At 66.7% G+C, this 23053-nt stretch carries 19 protein-coding genes and 1 pseudogene; 14 read left to right on the forward strand and 6 right to left on the reverse strand.

Annotated elements, in window-relative coordinates:
- Positions 1–182 precede the first annotated feature (182 nt).
- A complete protein-coding gene (locus OCUBac02_RS03510; protein ID WP_173043482.1) occupies positions 183–983 on the reverse strand; it encodes an amidohydrolase family protein in 801 nt (266 codons plus the stop codon).
- On the opposite strand from OCUBac02_RS03510, the gene OCUBac02_RS03515 reads away from it, so the two are divergent.
- Both OCUBac02_RS03515 and hydA read left to right on the forward strand, forming a co-directional pair.
- On the forward strand, positions 972–1265 hold the full coding sequence (locus tag OCUBac02_RS03515; RefSeq protein WP_244639083.1) for an FCD domain-containing protein: 294 nt from the start codon (positions 972–974) through the stop codon (positions 1263–1265). The two genes, OCUBac02_RS03510 and OCUBac02_RS03515, sit on opposite strands and share 12 nt — an antisense overlap.
- Positions 1262–2664: pseudogene (gene hydA, locus OCUBac02_RS03520) on the forward strand (dihydropyrimidinase). The gene OCUBac02_RS03515 and the pseudogene hydA overlap by 4 nt, the downstream one beginning before the upstream one ends.
- A 182-nt stretch (positions 2665–2846) precedes the next feature.
- Here the strand turns inward: hydA and OCUBac02_RS03525 are convergent.
- Positions 2847–3737 (reverse strand): MurR/RpiR family transcriptional regulator, encoded by an 891-nt coding sequence (locus OCUBac02_RS03525; RefSeq protein WP_173043483.1) that lies wholly within the window; start codon positions 3735–3737, stop codon positions 2847–2849.
- 238 nt (positions 3738–3975) lie between these two features.
- On the opposite strand from OCUBac02_RS03525, the gene OCUBac02_RS03530 reads away from it, so the two are divergent.
- The 12 genes from OCUBac02_RS03530 to OCUBac02_RS03585 all read left to right on the forward strand — a co-directional run bounded on the left by OCUBac02_RS03530 (position 3976) and on the right by OCUBac02_RS03585 (position 17333).
- Complete coding sequence (locus OCUBac02_RS03530) at positions 3976–5301, forward strand: aspartate aminotransferase family protein (protein ID WP_173043484.1); 1326 nt, start codon at positions 3976–3978, stop codon at positions 5299–5301.
- 7 nt (positions 5302–5308) lie between these two features.
- Positions 5309–6778: a M81 family metallopeptidase gene (locus OCUBac02_RS03535; RefSeq protein WP_173043485.1), complete on the forward strand. Its 1470-nt coding sequence runs from the start codon at positions 5309–5311 to the stop codon at positions 6776–6778.
- 43 nt (positions 6779–6821) lie between these two features.
- On the forward strand, positions 6822–8402 hold the full coding sequence (locus tag OCUBac02_RS03540; RefSeq protein ID WP_173043486.1) for an ABC transporter substrate-binding protein: 1581 nt from the start codon (positions 6822–6824) through the stop codon (positions 8400–8402).
- A 96-nt stretch (positions 8403–8498) separates the two neighbouring features.
- A complete protein-coding gene (locus OCUBac02_RS03545) occupies positions 8499–9443 on the forward strand; it encodes an ABC transporter permease (RefSeq protein ID WP_173043487.1) in 945 nt (314 codons plus the stop codon).
- Positions 9440–10312 carry an ABC transporter permease gene (locus OCUBac02_RS03550; protein WP_173043488.1) on the forward strand — a complete coding sequence of 291 codons (873 nt, stop codon included), beginning with the start codon at positions 9440–9442 and terminating at the stop codon, positions 10310–10312. Before OCUBac02_RS03545 ends, OCUBac02_RS03550 begins: the two co-directional genes overlap by 4 nt.
- Positions 10312–11979: an ABC transporter ATP-binding protein gene (locus tag OCUBac02_RS03555; protein WP_173049304.1), complete on the forward strand. Its 1668-nt coding sequence runs from the start codon at positions 10312–10314 to the stop codon at positions 11977–11979. The genes OCUBac02_RS03550 and OCUBac02_RS03555 overlap by 1 nt, the downstream gene beginning before the upstream one ends.
- Positions 11976–12848: a carbon-nitrogen hydrolase family protein gene (locus tag OCUBac02_RS03560; protein WP_173043489.1), complete on the forward strand. Its 873-nt coding sequence runs from the start codon at positions 11976–11978 to the stop codon at positions 12846–12848. The genes OCUBac02_RS03555 and OCUBac02_RS03560 overlap by 4 nt, the downstream gene beginning before the upstream one ends.
- An 8-nt stretch (positions 12849–12856) precedes the next feature.
- Entirely contained in the window at positions 12857–13399 is a 543-nt protein-coding gene (locus OCUBac02_RS03565; protein WP_173043490.1) for a carboxymuconolactone decarboxylase family protein, read from the forward strand.
- Between the two features lie 436 nt (positions 13400–13835).
- Positions 13836–14744 carry a metal ABC transporter substrate-binding protein gene (locus tag OCUBac02_RS03570; RefSeq protein WP_465247756.1) on the forward strand — a complete coding sequence of 303 codons (909 nt, stop codon included), beginning with the start codon at positions 13836–13838 and terminating at the stop codon, positions 14742–14744.
- Complete coding sequence (locus tag OCUBac02_RS03575; protein ID WP_047577454.1) at positions 14741–15646, forward strand: manganese/iron ABC transporter ATP-binding protein; 906 nt, start codon at positions 14741–14743, stop codon at positions 15644–15646. Before OCUBac02_RS03570 ends, OCUBac02_RS03575 begins: the two co-directional genes overlap by 4 nt.
- Positions 15643–16500 (forward strand): iron/manganese ABC transporter permease subunit SitC, encoded by an 858-nt coding sequence (sitC, locus tag OCUBac02_RS03580; RefSeq protein WP_173043491.1) that lies wholly within the window; start codon positions 15643–15645, stop codon positions 16498–16500. The genes OCUBac02_RS03575 and sitC overlap by 4 nt, the downstream gene beginning before the upstream one ends.
- Positions 16500–17333, forward strand: coding sequence for a metal ABC transporter permease (locus OCUBac02_RS03585; protein ID WP_173043492.1), 834 nt, complete (start codon positions 16500–16502; stop codon positions 17331–17333). Before sitC ends, OCUBac02_RS03585 begins: the two co-directional genes overlap by 1 nt.
- Positions 17334–17349: 16 nt before the next feature.
- Here the strand turns inward: OCUBac02_RS03585 and ltaE are convergent, their stop codons facing one another.
- From ltaE to OCUBac02_RS03605, 4 genes are all read right to left on the reverse strand, one after another.
- Entirely contained in the window at positions 17350–18396 is a 1047-nt protein-coding gene (gene ltaE / locus OCUBac02_RS03590; RefSeq protein ID WP_210256119.1) for a low-specificity L-threonine aldolase, read from the reverse strand.
- 79 nt (positions 18397–18475) lie between these two features.
- The gene (locus tag OCUBac02_RS03595) at positions 18476–19858 is read right to left on the reverse strand and encodes an L-serine ammonia-lyase (RefSeq protein WP_173043493.1); all 1383 of its coding nucleotides are present in this window, start codon (positions 19856–19858) and stop codon (positions 18476–18478) included.
- Between the two features lie 144 nt (positions 19859–20002).
- Positions 20003–21607, reverse strand: coding sequence for a gamma-glutamyltransferase (gene ggt, locus OCUBac02_RS03600; RefSeq protein ID WP_173049310.1), 1605 nt, complete (start codon positions 21605–21607; stop codon positions 20003–20005).
- 264 nt (positions 21608–21871) lie between these two features.
- Entirely contained in the window at positions 21872–23032 is a 1161-nt protein-coding gene (locus OCUBac02_RS03605) for a M20 aminoacylase family protein (RefSeq protein ID WP_173043494.1), read from the reverse strand.
- Positions 23033–23053: the final 21 nt, after the last annotated feature.

Genomic DNA, 23053 nt, shown 5'->3' on the forward strand with positions numbered 1-23053 from the left:
GGGCCGCGCCGCGTTCCTCACTAACATCGCATCGGGGATCGGGATGTTGCAGTTGGGCCGCGCCGCGTTTCCTTTTCCTGCGTCGCTCATTTAATTGCGACCTTGAACGGCAAGGGCGGATTTGCCGTTCCGCCCCCTTGATTTGCTGAGCCCCAACCGTCAAGGGCGTACGCGAAGCCGGGTCACCTCGACCTCAAGGCTTCGGAGAGTCGGCTCGCCAGGCTCCACGTCCCCGCATCGAGCCGCGTCTCGGCCGCCGTCCGTCCCGCAGCGGCGCGAATGCGCTCTGCCGCCTGCCTAGCCGGAGCCTTGCGATCATGCAGGATGCTTCCGCCAACCATTGTCATGGCGACATCCTGCCCGCCGGCCCGCGCCAGCACCGCTTCGAGCGCCCGCGTCTGCGGGTCCATATAGACGCCTTCGGCGGCTGCAAGGTCGATCGCCACCAGATCGGCCTTGAACCCATCCCGGATGAGGCCGGTCCCGCCGAGAAAGGCCGCTTCCGCGCCCCATTCCGTAGCGACGGCGAGGAACGAGCGAAGCTGGCCCGCCGGGGCGGCGGACGCGCTGCGTCCGAGCAGACGCCCCAGCCGCAGCTCCGACAGATAGTCCTCGTTGTCGTCGAGCGCACAATTGTCGGTCCCGAGGCCGAAACGGATTCCGGCATCCATCATGGCGGCGACCGGCGGTGCGCCGTTGCCGAGGCGCATATTGGAACCGGGATTCATGACGACCCTCAGACCGAGGCGCGCCGCATCGGCCATGTCTCGTGCCGTCGCTTGCACGAAATGCGCCGCACTCGCGCGGGTCTCGAAGACGCCGAGGCTTTCGAGCCGCGAGAGCGTGCCTTCGGGATAGAGCGCGCGTGCGCTGCCAGCCTGCGCCGGCGATTCCAGCAGGTGGAAATGCAGGCCCAGCCCATGCTCCCTGGCGTCGGCGGCCAGTGCCCGCCAGGCCTCGTCGCTGACCCGATGCGTCGTCACCAGGCGACGCGGAACCCGGTGCTCGCGCAGAGCTACGAAGCCGTGCAGCAGAAGATCTGGCGCTATCGCTTCACCATCAACGAGCTCTCCGGCCGTCTTGCCGCCTCCTATGCCGAGCATGAGGGCATCATGGTCGCCCTTCGCGCCCGGGCCCGGCTCGATCTCGCCGAGCGCCTGGAAGAGCACAACCGCCTGACCGGCGAGGCGATGGCGCAGGCCCTCGCCACCAGCGGCCGGTTCACCCCCGCGCCGAAGAAACGCAGACGGAGCCGGCCGGCATGACCCAGTTCGACACGATCATCCGCGGCGGACGCATTTCGACGGCATCGGACACCTTCCATTGCGATATCGGCATCAGGGACGGGCGTATCGTCGCGCTGGGCGAGGCGCTCGGCAGCGCCGATAGCGTCTCGACGCCGCGGGCAAATGGGTTCTGCCGGGTGGGATCGACAGCCATGTGCATATCTCGCAGCCTTCCGGCGAGGGCATCGTCATGGCCGACGATTTCGAGAGCGCGACCCGCTCGGCGGCGCTCGGCGGCAACACCACCGTGCTGCCCTTCTGCATGCAGGAGAGCGGCGTTCCCCTGCGCGAAAGCGTGCAGGCCTATCACACGAAGGCCGAGGGCGCCTGCTACACGGATGTCGCCTTCCACCTGATCATTTCCGATCCCAACGAGACCCTGCTGGGTCAGGAGCTGCCGGCGCTCGTGCGCGACGGCTACACCTCCTTCAAGGTCTTCATGACCTATGAGGGGCTGGCGCTCAGCGATCTCGAGATGCTGAAGGTCATGGCCGTGGCTCGCGATACGCGTGCCCTCGTCATGGTCCATGCCGAGAACGACGACGTCATCCGCTACCTGACCGACCAGCTAGAACAAGCCGGACGGACCGCACCGCGCTTCCATGCCGCCTCGCGCCCGATCATCGCCGAACGGGAGGCGACCTATCGCGCGATTTCGCTGGCCGAACTGTCGGATGTCCCGCTGATGATCGAGCATGTCTCCAATCGCGAGGCGATGGAGGAGATCCGCCGTGCCCAGCAGAAGGGTATCAAGATATTCGCCGAGACCTGCACGCAGTATCTGACGCTGACCGCGCAGGATCTCGACGGGCTCAACATGGAGGGGGCCAAATATGTCTGCTCGCCGCCCCCGCGCGACGTCCGCAGCCAGGAGGCCTGCTGGGAAGGCCTGCAGCAGGGCGTGTTCTCGGTCTTCTCGTCGGATCATTGCCCGTTTCGCTATGACGATCCGCAGGGCAAGCTCGCGCCGAAAGGCCGGACCAGCTTCCGCTGGGTGCCGAACGGCATTCCGGGGGTGGGCGCGCGCCTGCCGATCCTGTTCTCGGAGGGCGTCGTCAAGGGCCGGATCGACATCACCCGCTTCGTCGCGGTGACCTCGACCAACCATGCCAAGATGTACGGCCTCTATCCGCGCAAGGGGACGATCGCGGTCGGAGCCGACGCCGACATCGCCATCTGGGACCCGCAGATCGAGCAGACGCTGACCCACGCGATGGTCAACGACGGCTCCGACTACACGCCCTATGAAGGCATACGGATCACCGGCTGGCCCGTGACGACGCTGGTGCGCGGAGAAGTCGTCGCGCGCGACGGCAGGATCGAGGCCCGGAAGGGTTACGGGACCTATCTGAAGCGCGACATCAGCCGGTTTGCATAAGGCACCTGCCGGGCAGCGGAGCTTCCAGTTCGCCGACTCCGCTGAAATGCGTTCGGGATGATCCGCTCCTGAGTCAACCAGGGTGCTTTGCGTGCGCAGCGGCCCCCGCTTGCGTCAGAAAAACGCATTGAAACAAAGGCATGTATCATTCCACGGATGGCGGAATGACGGATTGCCCCAGGTCAGATCCTCCGGCGTGGAATCGCCGTTGCGTAGGTATTGAGCGAGAGCAGATGGTGGTCGGCGCGCTGCAGCGCGGCAAGTGCCGCGGTACGGTCCTTGTTGGCGAGCAACCCGCAGAGCACCTCGGAGATCGCGAGCGCCGGCGCCAGTGTGTGGAAGAAGCTCTGGCTCTCGGTCGAGCAGAGGATCGCGATGTCGGCGAGGCCGACCAGTGGCGAGACCTCGCTATCGGTGATCGCGATGATGCCGAGCCCCTTCTCGCGGGCAAGCTGCGCCAGCTCCAGGCTGTGCAGCGCATAGGGGTTGATCGAGATGGCGAGCAGGACATCCTCGGCCCCCGCCCGGATCAGCCCGTCGCCGACGGTGTCGGCCGGGCCATCGAGATGGGTGGTCTTCTCGCCGAGCAGTGTCATCACATAGTGGAAATGCCAGGCCACCGAATGGCATGAGCGCAGCCCGAGCACGAAGATGCGCCGCGCCTGCGCCAGCCGGTCGGCGGCAGTCGCGAGGCGCTCCAGAGAGACCGGCTCCGTCAATCGTGCGATCTGGGCGGCGAGGCCCTGCAGCATGCGGCGCGACAATTGGGCGGCCGCCATGTTCTCCTCGCTTTCTTCGGTCTGCATCGCACGCGCTGCGAAGCCGTCGACGCGGAAGCGGATCGCCTCGGCATGATGGGCGCGAATGTCGTCATAGCCGGCCAAGCCCAGGAACTTGGCCAGCCGCGTCATCGTCGAGGGCTGCACGCCGGCATTGCGGGCGAGCTCGCGCATCGAGACCAGCGCGACCTCCTGCGGGTGCTCGATGATGTAGCGCGCCGCCTGCCGCAATTGCGGGGACATGCCGTCGAAGAGGCTGACGATGCGCTCGCGCAAGGGATCGGCCTGCAACATGTGAATCGCACCTTCTCTGCCCGATCGCGACCATTCCCGCGCTGCGGACGGATTTCAAACGGTTTTTCCGCTTTCCCTCAGGCGTGAAAGCATTGGAGCGCATTGTTTCGCTGCAACAGTTTAGAAGTCATTCGTTGCAGTTTTGTATCATATAAAACAAACGTTGCATTCACGCGCTAGGTGTGTCATGAGGCTGCGCGCCGCGGCGGTCTGTCCGCGCCAATCCGGGAATGCCGAGATGACCAGGATTCTCCATCGCTCGATCGGCGGCAGCCTGCCGCAAGCGGTCTCGGGGCACGGCGTCACCATCACCGACGCGGATGGGCGCAGCTATATCGACGGTTCGGGCGGCGCCGCCGTCTCCTGCCTCGGTCACGGCCATCCCGAGGTGATGGCCGCGATGCAGGCGCAGATGGACCGGATCGCCTACGCCCACACCTCCTTTTTCACCACCGATGTCGCAGAGCAGCTGGCCGAGCGGCTGGTCGATCTGGCGCCGGAGGGGCTCGACTACGTCTACCTCGTCTCCGGCGGCTCCGAGGCCGTCGAGGCCGCGATGAAGATGGCGCGGCAGTATTTCGTCGAGATCGGCCAGCCGCAGCGCCGGCATTTCATCGCGCGCCGGCAGAGCTATCACGGCAATACGCTCGGCGCTCTTGCGGCCGGCGGCAATGCCTGGCGGCGGGCGCAGTTCCAGCCGATCCTGCCCGAGACGCACCATGTCTCGCCCTGCTACGCCTATCGCGACCAGAGGGACGGCGAGGCGCCTGAGGCTTATGCCGTCCGGCTCGCCGACGAGCTGGAAGCCAAGATTCTGGAACTCGGCGCGGACGAGGTCATCGCCTTCATCGCCGAGCCGGTGGTCGGCGCCACGCTCGGCGCGGTCGGCCCGGTCGCGGATTACTTCGCCCGCATCCGCCGCATCTGCGACAAGTATGGCGTCCTGCTGATCCTCGACGAGGTGATGTGCGGCATGGGCCGCACCGGCACGGTGTTCGCCTGCGAGCAGGAGGGCATCGCGCCCGATCTCGTCACCATCGCCAAGGGGCTCGGCGGCGGCTACCAGCCGATCGGCGCCGTGCTGCTCTCGGAGACGATCTACCGCGCCTTCGCCGAAGGCTCCGGCCTGTTCCAGCACGGCCACACCTATATCTGCCATCCGATGGCGGCGGCGGCGGCGCTGAAGGTCGTCGAGCTGATCTCGCAGCCGGAGATGATGGAAAACGTCCGCCGGATGGGCGAGCGCCTGCAGGCCGGGCTCGACGCGCGGCTCGGCCAACATCCCCATGTCGGCGATATCCGCGGACGCGGCCTGTTCCGCGGCATCGAGATCGTCGCCGACAAGGAGACCAAGGCGCCTTTCGACCCGGCGCTGAAGATCCATGCCCGGATCAAGCGGGAAGCGATGGCGCGCGGCCTGCTGTGCTACCCGATGGGCGGCACCATCGACGGGCGCCAGGGCGACCATGTGCTGCTGGCGCCGCCCTACATCATCAGCCCCGAAGATATCGACCAGATCGTCGAGCGGATCGGCGGCGCCATCGACGCCGCGATCAGGGGCTGATATCGGCATGACGCTCCGCATCGCCTTCGCCGGCTTCAATCTCGAATCGGTCACGGCCGTTCCGCAGATCGTGGAGCTGGCGGAGTTCGAGCGCGTCTGCGTGCGCGGGCGGGAGCTGACGGCAAGGTTCCGCGGTACCAATACGGTGCCGGGGGGCTGCCTCAAGATCTGCGAAGCGGAAGGCGCGGAATTCGTGCCGCTGTTCCACACGCTGCTCGGCGCGCTCGGCCCGGCGGCCGATGCGACGGTCGAACACTATACGAGGGAGATCGTCGAGGGACTCGGCAGGAGCGGTCCGCTCGACGGCGTCATCCTGTTCCTGCACGGCGCCTGCTGGGCGGCGGGATATCCGGATGTAGAGCGGCATGTCATCGATGCGGTGCGTGCGGCCTTTCCGGCGCTGCCGATCGCGGTCGCGCTCGATTATCACGGCAATATCGATCGCGAGACGCTGCGCGGCGCCGATATCGCCGTCGCCTATCGCAACTCCCCGCATATCGACATGGGCGAGACCGGAGAGCGGGCGGCTCGCGCCTTGATCCGCTTGCTGCGCGAGGGGCGTCGACCCGGTCTCGCGGTGGCGCGGCCGGATGTCGTCATTCCCTCGATCATGTCGGCGACGGCGCTTCAGCCGCTGGCCTCGATCATCGCCGAAGCGCGTGCGGCCGAACAAGCCGGCGATTGCGACATCTCGATCATGGCCGGCTTCTCCTATGCCGACAGCGCCAATACCGGCATGTCGGTGATCTGCCTGGACTGGGCGGGGCAGGAAGCGGCTGAACTCAAGGCGCAGTCCTTCTCGGGTCTTTTGCGCGCCGCGCGCGAGCCCATCGCCAGCGCCATTCCGATCCTGAGCGTTGAAGAGGCGTTGGCCGATATCGAGCGCAAGCCCGCGCAGGAGCGGCCGATCGTGCTGCTCGAACATGCCGACCGGATGAACGACTCGACCCATCTGCTGCGGGCGCTGCTCAAGCGGGATGTCGGCCGCGTCAATGTGCCCTTCCTGCTCGATCCCGAAACCGCCGCGCAGGCGCATGAAGCGGGCGAGGGCTCGGTGATCGCCGTCGCGCTGGCCGGCAAGACCGCGCCGGAGACCGGCGGTCCGGTGAAAGTCGAGGCACGGGTCATCTGGTCGGGGCCGAAATCCTTCAACGTCTCCGGACGCTACCAGCGCGGTTCCTTCGTCGATCTCGGGCTCACCGCGCTCCTCCAGATCGGCACGATCCGCGTCTCCGTTGTCTCGCATTTCGCCTTCGCGGTCGATGGCGACCCGTTCTTCATCTTCGGCGAGCGGCCGGAGGATTACGACGTCATCCTGCTGCGCTCGAAGACGCATTACCGCGACTATTACGAGCCGATGGCCGACCGCATCCTGGTGGTCGACACGCCCGATCTCGGCCCCGCCGATGTGCGGCTGATCCCATACCGCCAGCTCGATACCGCCAGAGCCTATCCATGGAGCGAGGCTCCCGCCTGACGACGCTCGATCCATCCAAGCAACCAAAAACGAGGGGATGACAATGACGTTTCGGTTCAAAATTGTCGGGGCTGCCGCGCTGGTCGCGGGCTCCCTTTCCGCGATGCCGGCTTTGGCCGAGACGACGCTCAATGTCGTCATGCAGGCGCCGCTCCGTTCGCTCGACCCGATCCTGAGCACCGCGCAGATCGTGCGCACGCACGGCTTCATGGTGTTCGACACGCTGCTCGGCATGGACGCCAAATACAATCCGCAGCCGCAGATGGCGGACTCTGCCGTCTCGGCCGACAAGCTGACCTATACGCTGACGCTGCGCGACGGCCTGAAATGGCATGACGGCACGCCGGTCACGGCCGCCGACTGCGTCGCATCGCTGAAGCGCTGGGGCGAGAATGACGGCGCCGCCCGCACCATGATGGCGCATGTCGCCTCGATCGAGGCGACCTCGGAAAAGGTGCTCGTCATCAAGCTGGCCAAGCCCTTCGGGCAGGTGCTGGAACTGCTGGCCAAGCCCTCCCCGGTGCCGCCCTTCATGATGCCGAAGCGCCTGGCCGAGACGCCCGCCGGCAAGCAGGTGACCGAGATGATCGGTTCCGGCCCTTTCCGGTTCGTCGCCGACCAGTACCGGCCGGGAGACCAGGCCGTCTATGTCAAGAACACCGACTACAAGCCGCGCTCGGAGCCGATGAGCTGGACTGCCGGCGGCAAGGTGATCAATGTCGACAAGGTCGTGTGGAAGGCGATGCCGGACATGCAGACCTCGATCAACGCGCTCCAGTCCGGCGATGTCGACCTGATCGAGCAGGTGACGATCGATCTCCTGCCGCTGCTCAAGGCCAATGACGAGATCAGGACCGGCGCCATCAACGCGCTGGGCAGCCAGGTCACCGGCCGCTTCAACCATCGCCTGCCACCCTTCGACAATGCGAAGGTCCGCCGGGCGGCGATGTATGCGCTGGATCAGGACCAGCTCATGCAGACCGCGATCGGCGACAGCCAGTACTACAAGCTCTGCGCCTCGATCTATGGCTGCGACGTGCCGCTCGCCTCCGATGCCGGCTCCGAATACCTGAAGGGCAGCGCCAAGGAGCGCATGGCCAAGGCCAAGGAATTGCTCAAGGCTTCCGGCTATGACGGGACGCCGGTGCTGATGATGCAGCCGACCGACCTGACCATCCTCTCGACCCAGCCGATCGTCGCAGCCGAGCGCCTGCGCGAGGCCGGCTTCAAGGTCGACGTCGCCTCGATGGACTGGGCCACCCTGCAATCGCGCAAGAACGGCTGGCAGCCGGTGGCGCAAGGCGGCTGGAACATGTTCTTCACCTATTGGGGCGTGTCCGGCATCTGGAACCCGACAGTCCATGCCCTGATCGACGGTTCCGGCAAGGACTCCGCCTGGGCCGGCTGGCCGAAGAGCCCCCGTGTCGAGGAACTGCGCACCGCCTATCTCACCGCCGCGACGGCCGAAGAGCAGAAGAAGATCGCCCGTGAGATTCAGCAGATCGCCTTCGACGAGGGCTTCTATTTCAATGCCGGCGAGTTCCAGTCCGTCGCCGCCTGGAACGCCAGGCTGAAGAACCTCCAGCCCGGCCCGATCACCCTGTTCTGGGGTGTCAGCAAGTAATGCCGGGGCGCCGGGCGGTGATCCACTGCCCGACCTGACCGGCCCGGTTTCCGGCGTCGCCCGCCTGGGCGGATGCCCAGGCGCGTGGAGAATTCCATGGCTTCCTATTTCCTGCGCAGGCTCGCGATGGCGATCCCCGTCATGTTCTTCGTGGCGCTGTTCGTTTTCCTGCTGCTGCGACTGACGCCGGGTGATCCCGCGCAGGCCATCGCCGGCGACCAGGCGACGCCCGCGCAGCTTGCCGCCATCCGCGAGAATCTCGGATTGGACAAGCCGATCGCCAGCCAGTTCGTCACCTGGATCGCGGGCATGGCCGAAGGCGATTTCGGCTCGTCGCTGATCTCGCAGCGCCCGGTGCTGGAGATGATCGGCCAGCGCATCGGCCCGACGCTCGCGCTCGCGATCATGGCGATGCTCTTCACGGTGGCGATCTCGCTGCCGCTCGGTGTGCTCGCCGCCTGGCGCCATGGCGGCATGGTCGACCGCTTCGTCATGGCCCTCTCGGTTGTCGGCTTCTCGGTGCCGATCTTCGTGATCGGCTACGTGCTGATCGCGGTCTTCGCGGTCAACCTGAAATGGTTTCCAGTGCAGGGCTACAGGGCACTGGCCGATGGCTTCGGCCCGTTCTTCCACCGCATCCTGCTGCCGGGGCTGGCGCTCTCCTCCTTCTACGTCGCGCTGGTCTCGCGGATGACGCGGGCCTCGATACTCGAGGTGCTGCGCGAGGATTATGTGAGGACGGCCCGCGCCAAGGGGCTGGGCGAGCGGATCGTGCTGTTCCGCCACGCGCTGCGCAATGCGGCGATCCCGATCCTCACCGTGGTCGGCACCGGCTTCGCCATGATGGTCTCCGGCGTCGTCGTCACCGAGACCGTGTTCAACATCCCCGGCCTCGGGCGGCTCGTGGTCGATGGCGTGCTCGCCCGCGACTATCCGCTGATCCAGGCGATCATCCTGCTGACGGCCGGCACCTATGTGCTGATCAACCTGCTGATCGATCTCTCCTATGCCCTGACCGACCCGAGGATCCGCTACCAATGAGCGCTCCGTCGAACCCCGCGCAGGGCACGCATCCGCGTCGTCGCCTGCTCGACAACCCGCCGCACTGGACGACGGTGCTGGCTGTCATCGTCATCGTCGCGGTGATCGTGATGGCGGTGTTCGCGCCGCAGCTCGCCAATTTCGAGCCGACCAGGCTCAACGCCGCGATGCGCCTGAAGCCGGCCTCCGACACCTATTGGCTGGGCACGGATTCCTTCGGCCGCGACCTCTATTCGCGCGTCGTTTATGGCGCGCGGGTCTCGCTGCTTGTCGGTGCCGGTGTCGCGATCGGCGCGATCGTGATCGGCCTGCCGCTCGGCCTGATCGCCGGCTGGTATCGCGGCATCGACGGCGTGCTGATGCGGATGATGGACGGGCTGATGGCCATTCCCGGTATCCTGCTCGCCATCGCCATCGTCGCGCTGGTCCGCGGCGGGCTCGTCACCGTGATCATCGCGATCATGATCCCGGCGATCCCGCAGGTCGTGCGCCTCGTCCGGGCGCGGGTGATCGCGGCGCGCGAGGAGACCTATGTCGATGCCGCCGTGCTGCTCGGCACCCGCCCGGCCAAACTGATCCGCAAGCATCTGCTGCCGACCACGATCGCGCCGCTGATCGTGCAGGGCACCTATATGTATGCCTCCGCCATCCTGACCGAGGCCGCTCTCTCCTTCCTCGGCGTCGGCATCGGCACGGAGGTTCCGAGCTGGGGCAACATCATGGCCGAGGGTCGGCTCTATTTCGCGATCAATCCCTGGCTGGTGTTCTGGCCGGCGATCGTGCTCTCGCTCTGCATTCTCTCGATCAACCTGCTCGGCGACGCGCTGCGCGACCGGCTCGATCCGAAAATGCAGGGAAGGGCTCCGTGATGGCGACCGCCACGATCCAGCCCGTCCTCTCCGTCCGCGACCTCAGGGTCGCGACGCGCGGACGCCGGCCCAGCGACATCCTGAAGGGCATCGGCTTCGACATCCATCCCGGCGAGACGCTCTGCCTCGTCGGCGAATCCGGCTCGGGCAAGTCGGTGACCTCGCTGGTCGCAATGGACCTGCTGCCGCGCGACGAATTGCACGCGACGGGGGGCTCGGTTCGGCTCAACGGCGAGGACATCCTGACCGCGACGCCGGCCCGGACCAAGGCGCTGCGCGGCGCCGAGATGGCGATGATCTTCCAGGAGCCGATGACGGCGCTGAACCCGGTGCTGACCATCGGCCTGCAGATGGACGAGGTCTATTGGGCGCATACGAAGATGCGGCCGAAGGAGCGCAAGGAGGCCGCGCTCGCAGCGTTCGAGTCCGTGCATCTGCCTGATCCCCAGCGCATCTACGACAGCTATCCGCATCAGCTTTCGGGCGGCCAGCGCCAGCGCGTGATGATCGCGATGGCGCTGGCCCTCAAGCCGAAGCTCCTGATCGCCGACGAGCCGACGACGGCGCTCGACGTCACCACGCAAAAACAAATCCTCAGCCTGATCCGCGAATTGCAGGACAAGCAGAACACCGCCGTCCTGTTCATCACCCACGATATGGGCGTGGTCGTCGACATCGCCGACCGGGTCTGTGTGATGTGTCGCGGCGAGATCGTCGAGACCGGCCCGGTCGAGCAGGTCCTGGGCCAGCCGCGCGAGGCCTATACGCGCGACCTGCTGCAATCCGTGCCGTCGCTGACGCCGCGCGCACCGCGCGCTTCGTCCGGGGGCGAGGCGGTGCTGGAGATCCGCAATCTCGAAAAGACCTTCAGCTTCGGCTCGTTGCTCGGAAAGCTGATGGGCCGCGAGAGCCGCAGCGTGCGCGCGGTGAGGGATGTCAGCTTCGGGCTGGCGCGCGGGCGTACGCTCGGCATCGTCGGCGAGAGCGGCTCCGGCAAATCGACGGTGGCGCGCTGCCTGATGCGGTTGGAGCATCCGACCGGCGGCGAAATCCGCGTCAACGGGCAGGATATCGCCAATCTGCAGGGCCAGCAGGCCCTGGCGCCGGCGCGGCGCCGCGTGCAGATGGTCTTCCAGGACCCGAACCGCTCGCTTAACCCGCGCCTGCGCATCGGCGAGAGCCTGATCGAGGGGCCGTTGAATCTCGGCGAGGATCGCGAGACCGCGCTGAAGCGCGCGGGCGAATTGATGGAGGTGGTCGGCCTGCCGAGCTCCAGCCTCGAACGTTTCCCGCACCAGTTCTCCGGCGGCCAGCGCCAGCGCATCGCGATCGCGCGCGCTCTGATGATGGAGCCGGAGGTGATCGTCGCCGACGAGGCGGTCTCGGCGCTCGACGTCTCCGTGCAGGCGCAGGTACTGGCGCTGCTGGCCGAAATCCAGGAGCGGCGCAATCTCGCCGTGCTGTTCATCACCCATGACCTGCGCGTCGCCGCCCAGATCTGCGACGAGGTGATGGTGATGCAGCGCGGTAGCGTCGTCGAGATGGGGCCGGCCGCCGAGGTTCTGGGCAGGCCAAGTCACGACTATACCCGTGCGCTGATCGCCGCGGCGCCGGGCCGGAACTGGGATTTCGCGGCCGGGCGCCGCATCGCTGGAGCGACCGCATGATTTCCGCCAGCCTTGTCCAGATGGACGTCCAGTCTCTGGCGCCGGCCGAGAATTTCCGGCGCATCCATGATTTCGTGGCGGAGGAAGCGGCAGGGGGCGCGCAGCTCATCCTGTTCCCGGAGCTTGCCAATACCGGCTATGTCGAGCCGCTGGTACCGGGTGGCCCTATTGTCAGCGACGTCCCGCATTTCGGGGCGGCGCTCTACGAGGCCTGCGCCGCGCCGGATGGCGAGGAGATCAGAGCGCTCGTCGCGCTCGCTGCGAAGCATCGCACGCATCTCGTCATCGGGCTCGGCCTGCGCGATCGCCTGCGTGCCGGCGTGATGCGCAATGCCTCGCTGCTGATCGGGCCGGAAGGCGTGATCGGCGACTACACCAAGATCCATCAGTGGCAGAACGAGAAGCTGTTCTTCAGCGGCGGCGACAGCATCGACACCTATCCCGTCTTCGGCACGCGGCTCGGCATGCAGGTCTGCTACGATATCCGCTTCCCCGAGATCACCCGCATCCTCGCGCTTCAGGGCGCGAGCATCGTGACCTCGGTCTGGGCCTCCTTCGGGGCCGAGACCGCGCCGGTCACCGACGAGGCGCTGTTCATCCACCGCGCCTATACGCGGGCGACCGAGAACGGCGTGTTCTTCCTGAGCTGCAACCGCAGCGGCAGCCGTGGCGGGCAACGCTTCTTCGGCCGTTCCTGCGCGGTCGCGCCGGACGGCCGCGTGCTCGGCGCGCTCGATCATGATCGCGAGGACGTGCTGCGGGTCGAGATCGACCTGGCCGAGGTCGCGCGCTATCGCAGCTTCACGGGCATCTGGGTCGACCGCGTGCCTGCGCTCTACGCCAAGTACCTGACGCCTCCAGCCCCGTGAGATAGCCGATGACGACCTCTCCCTGCCCGCCGATCGGCGATGCCGACTGGCCCGAGGCGATCGCCGAGATGAAGACCGGCTTTGCCGGCGCGCTCAATGTCTACCGGACGATGGCGCATCATCCGGCCTTGCTGCAGGCCTGGGCGCCCTTGCGCCAGCACATCGTCAAGGACAGCGCCCTCGGGCCGGTGCGCTCGGAGGTGGTGATCCTGCGCGCCGCCCATCGCATGGGCTCGCCCTATGAATGGGCGCATCATGTCAGCCGGGCGCGGGTACTCGGCATGAGCGACGCCCGCATCGCCGCCTTGCGCGGCGAGCCGCAGGGCGAGGATGGGCTGATCGCCCGGGCGGTCGATGCGCTGTTCGACGACAAGCGCCTGTCGCTTGCGCAGGAGGCCGAGCTCGCCGCCGCGATCGGGCGTGCGGCGGTGTTCGATCTGATCGCGACGGTCGGCTTCTATTCGGTGCTCGGCTATCTGCTGATGACCTACGAGACGCCGATCGACGCCGCCGTCGCCGCCGAGATGACCGAGCAGCCCTTGCAGCCGTGACCTGACGGCCGGGCAATAGGAGGACTGCCGAAGCTGAACGCGGCGAGGATTACCGCGGGCCGCGTAAGCTTCGTTCCCCGAGCCGGCATCCGCTTCATCGATAAGCTGAAACAACCAGCGCCAAGGCGACGGGCGGCTCCTGCGGTCGCGTTCGAACATTCGGGCCATCGCGGAAAAAGTCGATAGCCTGGCATCGCCTCTTGGTCGGGAGCCGACCGCCAAGCAGGGCACGATCCGCACCGGGCGGCATCGGGGCCCGACGAGGCGGTCAACTCCGACCTGGGGTCGTGCTCTCGTTCCGTTCGATGAACATACGATGAGCCGCGTGACGCCTCGCCGAGGACTCATGATTGCCAATCAATCGCACTTGCAAATCATGGCTGCTTCAGGTTAACGGTGAGATGCTTTTGCAATTCATTATCAATAAGGACACGCCATGGCCCGCAGCTCGCGCAGATCGGCTCTCTTCGGCTTGATGGGCGTCGCGTTCATCGCCGCATGCGGCTTCACGCCCGCTGTGGCGCAGGAGAAGTTCAAGGCGGTCACGACCTTCACGGTGATCGCCGATATCGCGCGCAATGTCGCCGGCGATGTCGCCGTGGTCGAGTCGATCACCAAGCCGGGCGCCGAGATCCACAACTACCAGCCCACCCCGGGCGATATCCAGCGCGCGCAGGGCGCGCAGCTCATCCTCTGGAATGGCCTCAATCTTGAGCTGTGGTTCGAGAAATTCTTCCGGAATCTCCGCAATGTCCCGAGTGTCGTCGTCTCGCAGGGCGTCGAGCCGATGGGGATCAGCGAGGGGCCCTACAAGGGCAAGCCGAACCCGCATGCCTGGATGTCGCCGGCTGCGGCGCTGATCTATGTCGACAATATCCGGGACGCCTTCGCCAAGCATGATCCCAAGAACGCCGCGACCTACAAGGCCAATGCCGAGGCCTACAAGGCCCGTATCAAGGCGGCCGTCGATCCGATCGAAGCGGAGCTTGCCGCCGTTCCGGCTGAGAAGCGCTGGCTCGTCTCCAGCGAGGGCGCGTTTTCCTATCTCGCCCGCGATTTCGGGTTGAAGGAACTCTATCTCTGGCCCATCAATGCCGACCAGCAAGGCACGCCGCAGCAGGTCCGAAAGGTCATCGACGCCGTCAGAAAGAACAGGATCACTGTGGTCTTCTCCGAGAGTACGATCTCCGAGAAGCCGGCCCAGCAGGTCGCTCGCGAAACCGGAGCCGCCTATGGCGGTGTGCTATACGTGGATTCGCTCAGCGAAGCGGACGGTCCGGTCCCGACCTATATCGACCTGCTCAAGGTCACGGCGGATACGATCGCGAAAGGATTGACGCGGTGAACGCTCCCATTCCCGGCCGCTCGCTTCCGCCCCTGGTGGAGGAGGGCTCAGGGATTGCGGTGACCGACGCTACGGTCACCTATCGCAATGGGCATACCGCTCTCAGGGATGCGAGCTTTCGCATCCCTACCGGCACGATCGCGGCGCTCGTCGGCGTCAACGGCTCCGGCAAGTCGACGCTGTTCAAGGCGATCATGGGCTTCGTGCGCCTGGCCAGGGGCGATATCCGCATCCTCGGCATGACGGTGCGCGAGGCGCTGCGCCGCAACCTCATCGCCTATGTCCCGCAGGCCGAGGAGGTCGACTGGACCTTCCCGGTGCTGGTCGAGGATGTCGTGATGATGGGCCGCTACGGCCATATGGGCATGATGCGCATCGCCAGGGCGGCCGATCACGAGGCCGTCGCCGCCGCGCTCGAACGCGTCGATATGAGCGCCTTCCGCAAACGCCAGATCGGGGAACTCTCCGGCGGGCAGAAGAAGCGCGTCTTCCTCGCCCGTGCGCTCGCCCAGGACAGCCGCGTCATCCTGCTCGACGAGCCTTTCACCGGGGTCGACGTCAAGACCGAGGACCAGATCATCGCGCTGCTGCGGGAACTGAGGGCCGAGGGCCGTGTCATGCTGGTATCCACGCATAATCTCGGCTCCGTGCCGGAGTTCTGCGATCGCACCATCCTGATCAAGGGGACGGTGCTGGCCTATGGCCCGACGGCGGAGACCTTCACGCAGGAGAACCTGCAGCGTGCCTTCGGCGGCGTACTCCGGCATTTCGTGCTGGGCGATGCCGGCCGCGAGGGACGAGCGCCGGTCGGCGTCTTCACCGATGACGAGCGGCCACTGATCCTCCGGGAGGGCAAGGCGACGCCCCGGGAGGCCGAAGCCCCGGACGGAGAGCGGCAATGATCGCCATCCTCCTCGAACCCTTCGCCTATGGCTATATGCGCAATGCGATGTGGATCTCGGCGCTGGTCGGCGGCGTCTGCGCCTTCCTGTCCTGCTATCTCATGCTGAAGGGCTGGTCGCTGATCGGCGATGCGCTCTCGCATGCGATCGTGCCGGGCGTGGCCGGCGCCTATATGCTGGGGCTGCCCTTCTCGGTCGGCGCCTTCTTCTCCGGCGGACTCGCGGCCGGCGCGATGCTCTTCCTGAACCAGCGCACGCGGCTGAAGGAGGACGCCATCATCGGCCTGATCTTCTCCAGTTTCTTCGGGCTCGGCCTGTTCATGGTCTCGCTCTCGCCGACCTCGGTGAACATCCAGACCATCGTGCTCGGCAATGTGCTCGCCATTACGCCAGCCGATACGATCCAGCTCGCGGCGATCGGTTTCGTCTCGCTCGCCATCCTGCTCGTCAAATGGAAGGACCTGATGGTCGCCTTTTTCGACGAGAGCCATGCGCGCTCGATCGGTCTCAACCCGACGGCGCTGAAGCTGATGTTCTTCACCCTGCTCTCGGCCTCGACCGTCGCGGCGCTGCAGACGGTCGGCGCCTTCCTCGTCATCTGCATGGTGGTCACGCCCGGTGCCACGGCCTACCTGCTGACCGACCGCTTTCCGCGTTTGCTGATGATCGCGGTCGCGATCGGCGCGCTGACGAGCTTCATCGGCGCCTATATCAGCTATTTTCTGGATGGGGCGACCGGCGGCATCATCGTCGTGCTGCAGACGGCGATCTTCCTCGCTGCCTTCTTCCTGGCGCCCAAGCATGGACTGCTGGCCGCCCGCCGCCGCGCCGCCTGCGAATTGGAGGCTGGCTGATGATCGTCATCGAGACGCTGCTGTCGCCCTTCCGGTTCGACTTCATGATCAATGCGCTGGTGATCTCGGCGATCGTCGCCGTGCCGATGGCGCTCTTGTCCTGTTTCCTCGTGCTGAAAGGCTGGTCGCTGATGGGCGATGCGATCAGCCATGCCGTGTTTCCCGGCGTGGTCCTCGCCTATATCCTCGGCTTTCCCTATGCGATCGGCGCTTTCGCCGCCGGCATGGTCTGCGCCACCGCGACCGGCTTCCTGAAGGAGAACAGTCGGATCAAGCAGGATACGGTGATGGGCGTGGTCTTCTCCGGCATGTTCGGGCTCGGCCTCGTGCTCTACGTCAAGATCCAGTCCGATGTGCATCTCGACCATATCCTCTTCGGCGACATGCTCGGTGTTTCCGGGGCCGACATTGCCGGGGCTGCCGCGATCGCGGCATTCACGGCGGCGGTGATCGCCGTCAAGTGGAAGGATCTCCTGCTGCATGCCTTCGACCCGGCGCAGGCGCAGGCTATCGGCCTGCGGGTGAAGCTGCTGCATTACGGCCTGCTCGGCCTGATCTCGCTGACCATCGTCGGAGCGCTGCAGGCCGTCGGCATCATCCTCGCCATCGCCATGCTGATCGCGCCCGGCGCCATCGCCTTCCTGCTGACCCGCCGCTTTGCCACGATGCTGCTGGCCTCGGTCGCCATCGCCGTGATCGGCTCGCTGCTCGGCGTCTATCTCTCGTTCTTCCTCGACAGCGCGCCCGCGCCGACGATCGTGCTGCTTTTGTCGCTCGTCTTCGTCTGCGCGCTCGTACTTTCGAGCCGGAGAGTGCCCGAAGCGTCGACGTAGCCGCAGAGCCCGCGTATCAGGCCCGGGCCTTCGACGTGGCGGACGCCTGCTGCCCGTCGAAGAAGCGCTCGCAGGCTTCCGCCACGCGGGCGATCGCCGCGTCGCCGACATCGAGATGGGTGACCCAGCGCAGCGTGCCGTAGCGCCCGCTGACGGCGATGCCGCGCTCGCGCAGGAAGGCCGCGAAGGCGGCGGTGTCGAGCGCCTTGGGAGACATGAACACCATATTGGTGCGGGCAGGCCCTGCGCCGAGTTCCGGGAAACGCCCGAGAACCTCGGCGAGAGCGGCGGCGCGCCGGTGGTCCTCGCCGAGCCTGGCGACATTATGGTCAAGCGCGTAGATCGCAGCGGCCGCGACTACCCCGGTCTGACGCATGCCGCCGCCCAGCATCTTGCGGATGCGGCGGGCCTTCGCGATGAAATCCTTCGGGCCGACGAGGATCGAGCCCATCGGTGCGCCCAAACCCTTGGACAGACAGAGCGACACGGTGTCGAACTGCCCTGCGATCCAGGCGGCGTCACGGTTGCTGGCCGCGGCGGCGTTCATCAGGCGGGCGCCGTCGAGATGGGTGGCGAGACCGCGCGAGCGGGCAAGCCCGGTCGCAGCTTCCAGATAGGCATCGGGCAGCACGATCCCGTTGAAGGTGTTCTCCAGCGCCAGCAGGCGGGTCATCGCGAAATGGAAGTCGTTCGGCTTGATCGCGTTGGCGATGGCCTCGAGCGCGATCGTGCCGTCGGCCTCATTGGGCAGAGGCTGCGGCTGGATGGAGCCGAGCACAGCCGCGCCGCCGCCTTCGAGGCGATAGGTATGGGCCATCTGGCCGACGATATATTCCTCGCCGCGGCCGCAATGGGCCATCAAACCGGCGAGGTTGGCCTGCGTGCCGGTGGGGAAGAACAAGGCCGCTTCCTTGCCGAGACGCTCGGCGGTCATCGCCTCCAGCCGCTTGGTCGTCTGGCAGTCGTCATAGACAGCGTCGCCGACTTCCGCCGCCGCCATGGCGGCACGCATGCCCTCGCCGGGGCGCGTCACCGTATCCGAGCGGAAATCATCCACGATCATCGATCCGATCCTTGCAGGCAATGTGTTCAACCTACCCGGCGCGAGCCCGGCCCATCATGCAAAATTGGCAGGGGAGGGCTCAGCATTCCGGCAGGTTGACCGCAAGGCCACCGAGGCTGGTTTCCTTGAAACGTTCGTTCATGGCCTCGCCGGTCTGGCGCATCGCCTCGATGCAATTGTCCAGCGGCATGAAATGCGAGCCGTCGCCGCGCAGCGCCAGCGACGCGGCAGCCACAGCCTTGATCGCGCCGATGCCGTTGCGCTCGATGCAGGGTACCTGGACCAATCCCGCCGCCGGATCGCAGGTCATGCCGAGATGGTGCTCCAGCGCGATCTCGGCGGCATTCTCGATCTGGGCGGGTGTGCCGCCGAGCACGGCGCAGAGCCCGGCCGCGGCCATAGCGGCGGCGGAGCCGACCTCGCCCTGGCAGCCGGCCTCGGCCCCTGAGATCGAGGCATTGTGCTTGATCAATCCGCCGATCGCCGCCGCCGTCAGCAGGAAATCGGCGACCTTTTCCGGTTCCGCACCGACGCAATGGTCGAGATAATAGCGCAGCACGGCGGGCACGACGCCCGCGGCGCCGTTGGTCGGCGAGGTCACCACCCGGCCGCCGGCCGCATTCTCCTCGTTAACCGCCATCGCATAGACGCTGAGCCAGTCCGTCGAGGCATGCGGCTGCGCGCGGTTGGCGAGCCTTTCGGCCGCGAGCTGCCGGTGGATGCGCGCCGCCCTGCGGCGCACGCGCAGGCCACCGGGCAATTCACCCTCCTGGCACAGGCCGCGCTCGATACAGTCGTTCATCACCGACCAGAGACGCGCGAGGCCGCTATCGACCTCTTCAGGCGATTGGCGATGGATTTCGTTGGCGCGCTTCATCGCCGCGATGGAAAGCCCGCTATCACGGGCCATGCGCAGCATCGTCGCCGCATTGGCGAACGGATAGGGCCATGACGCTGCCTCGGCATCGCCCGCCGTCGGCGCCTCGCGCTCCCGCGCCGTCACCACGAAGCCGCCGCCGATCGAATAATAGGTCTCGGACACAAGCTCGGTCCCGGCTGAATCGCGGGCGCTGAAGACGAGGCCGTTGGCATGGCCGGGCAGCGGAGGCCCGTAATCGAAGACGATGTCGGTCGCAGGGTCGAAGACCAGCGGTGGCAGACCGTCATGGCGCAGCAGATGGCTGCGGCCGAGCTCGTCGAGCTGGCGTTCGGCCGCGTCGAAATCGAAGGCGGCCGGTGTCCAGCCGAGCAGGCCGAGCGCCACGGCACGGTCGGTGGCATGGCCCTTTCCGGTGAAGGCGAGCGAGCCGTAGAGCGTCGCCTTCACGGCCGCGGCCCGGTCGCGTGCGGGGGCCAGCCGGAGCAGGTCGAGGAAATGCCCTGCCGCCGTCATCGGCCCCATCGTGTGCGAGGACGACGGTCCGATGCCGATCTTGAAGACGTCGAATACGCTCAGGAACATTCCTACCCCCGCCCAACCGGCACACGGCGCATCCGTGTTTCCCTCAAACGGCGGAGCGCTTCGGATTGTTGTTTATCGTCTCGTCTTCGCATGAACCGCTATCCGCCGCGCGTGACAATGTTCTTGCTCGTTTCGGAGGCAATCTCAAACGGAGATCGCCATGCCGTCGCGCTGCGGATCGGCCCCGCCGGAGCACAGCCCGTCGACGATTCCGATCGCGTGAAGGGCGGCGAAAGGAAATGTCTGGGCGGAGCGCTTGACCTCATAGCCTGCCGCCGTGAGCTCGGCGCCGACGCTGCGGCGGATGCGGTTGGAGATGTCGATCATGTTCGACACGGCCATGACGCGGGGCGCCGCGACGGCCTCGAAGGGCGACATGCCGAAATCGATCATGTTCATGATGCCCTGTGCGACCGCCGGCGCGATATAGCTGCCGCCAGGCGCGCCGATGACGATGCGCGGTGTGTCTCCGTCGAAGACGATGGTCGGCGCGGCCGAGGAGGCGCGGCGCTTGCCGGGCGCGATCGAGGCCGCCCGGCCCGGGCGCGGGTCGAAGCGGCTCATCGTGCCGTTATAGATGAAGCCGAGCCCGTCGGTAATCGCGCCGGACGGGCTGCCGAGCGTATGGGTCAGCGCCACGGCGTTGCCCTCGCGGTCGACGACGGTGACATGGGTGGTCTCGCGCTGCGACTTGTCGAGCCGGTTGATGACTGCACGCTCGCCGCGCCGGATCGCCTCGGCCTGTTCGGCCGCATGCTCCTTCGAGATCAAGCGATCGACGGGCACGTCGACATAGGCCGGGTCGCCCATGAAACGGTCCTTGTCGATGGTCATGCGCCGCATCGCCTCGGCGAGCAGCGTGATGTGCTCGGCGCTGCCGTGCCTGAGCGCGCCGATCTCGAAATTCTCGAGGATATGCAGCATCTCCAGCATCGACATGCCGCTGGCGGGCGGCGGGCTCGTCGAGATGCGGTGGCCACGATAGGAGCCCCAGATCGGTTCGGCGACCGAGAGTTCGTAGGCCGCGAAGTCGCGCTCGCTGATCAGTCCGCCCTGCGCGACGAAATCCGCCGCCATCCGGGCCGCCAGCGCGCCGTGGTAGAAATCGTCCGGGCCGCTTTTCGCGAGATGTTCGAGCGTCGCCGCGAGATCGGGATTGGCCAGTGTGTCGCCGACGCGCTTCGGGCTGCCGTCCGGCCGGAAGAACACGGCGCGCCCCGTGCCGCTATAGCGCAGCTTGTCGCCGGTATTGACCTCGCCGCCGCCGCTCTGGTCCTGGCTCCAGAACCAGTGCATGTGCGGGCGCACGAGCACATCCTCATGCGCCTGCCGGATCGCCGGCGCCATCACGTCGCGCCAGTCCATCGTGCCGAACTGCGAAAGGGCATAGGCATAGCCCTTGACGCTGCCCGGCGTACAGACGGCGAGATGGCCGAACTCGTTGATGCCGCCCTTGAGCAGGAAGGCGAAGCCGTCCCGCGTCTGGCCCTGCAGATGCTGCAGCCACATGTCCGGCGTCGCGGCGAGCGGAGCCTTGGCGTAGAATTCCACGATCTCATGGATGCCACGGCGGGGCATATAGACCTGCATCGAGCCGAAGCCGCCGATCCCGCACATCAGCGGATCGACCACGCCCTGCATGAAGGCGCAGGCGATGGCGGCGTCGATGGCGTTGCCGCCGCGTTCGAGAACCTCAGCGCCGGCCTCTGCCGCTTCGGGCTGCGGCGCGACCACCATCGCATTCTTCATCATGACCATCGGCAGATTCTCCGTCTCTCGGCCCTGTGGCCAGTCCGCGCCGGGCTTGTCGGCCGCGGGCGTCAATAGGGCACCATCCGTATCCCGTGAATACGCAACGGACGGGGCCTCGCCGCGCGCGGCACGCCACGCCCTGTCCGCGTGCCCCCGCAAGGATCTGCGAAGCCAGCACCGAGCCGCCTCCGGATTGTGCTGGGGGCTCCAGGCACGCGGAAGCGGTACAGGCGTTCAGCCAGGCAGGGGCGCGGTCGTCGCTCAGGCGGCGGCGCGCGTCTCGACCAGCCGTGCCAGCAGGCTCGCACCCACCGGCAGGATGCCGTCGTCGAGGACATAGGCCGGGTTGTGAACCGGCACGGTGCCGGCATGGCCGACCCAGGCATAGGCGCCGGGCACGACGCGCAGCATGTCGGCGAAATCCTCGCTGCCCATCAGCGGCTTGACCTCGGTCAGCACGCCATCGGCCCCGACGATCTCGGCGGCGACCTCGACGACGGCTTGGGTCTGCGCCTCGTGATTGACCAGCACGTTGAAGATGTTGCGGATGTCGACCTCGATGGTGACGCCGAAGCTTGCCGCCGTGCCGGCGGCGATCTCGCGCATGCGATCGCGCACGAGCGCGCCGATCTCCGGCGAGAAGGTGCGGATCGTGCCGGCCAGCGCCGCCTCCTCGGGAATGACGTTATAGGCCGAGCCGGCATGGATCTGCGTGATCGAGAGCACGGCGGCCTCGCGCGGGTCGGCATTGCGGCTGACGATGGTCTGCAGCGCATTGGCGAGGCTCATCGCGACGACGATGGGGTCGCGCCCCATATGCGGCATGGCGCCATGGCTGCCGCGGCCGGTGATCTTGATGTCGAAGAAATCGGCGCCCGCCATCGCGGGGCCGGGGAAGATCGAAATCTGGCCGGGATCGAGATCGGGCGAATTGTGCAGGCCGTAGATCTCGTCGCAGGGGAAACGCTCGAACAGCTTCTCGGCGATCATGCTGCGCGCGCCGCCGAGCCCTTCCTCGGCCGGCTGGAAGACGAACACGGCGGTGCCCTTAAAGCCGCGGTTCTCGGCGAGATAGCGTGCCGCACCGAGCAGCATGGTCGTGTGCCCGTCATGACCGCAAGCGTGCATCTTGCCGGCGACGGTCGAGCGCCAGGGCAGGTTGGTGATTTCCTGGATCGGCAGCGCATCCATGTCGGCACGCAGGCCGATGCGCCGGCCGGGCCCGCCGGTGCCGTGGAGGATGCCGACCAGGCCGGTCTTGCCGATGCCACGATGGACCTCGATGCCCCAGGCGGCGAGCTTCTCCGCGACGATATTGGAGGTCCTGACCTCCTCGAAGCCGATCTCGGGATGAGCGTGGAGATCGCGGCGGATGGCGACGAGCTCGTCAGTGAAGGACAGGATCTCAGGCAGGGCGGGCATGACGGCTCCAGGTATCGGATG

This window comes from Bosea sp. ANAM02 (assembly GCF_011764485.1).
Lineage (GTDB): Bacteria > Pseudomonadota > Alphaproteobacteria > Rhizobiales > Beijerinckiaceae > Allobosea.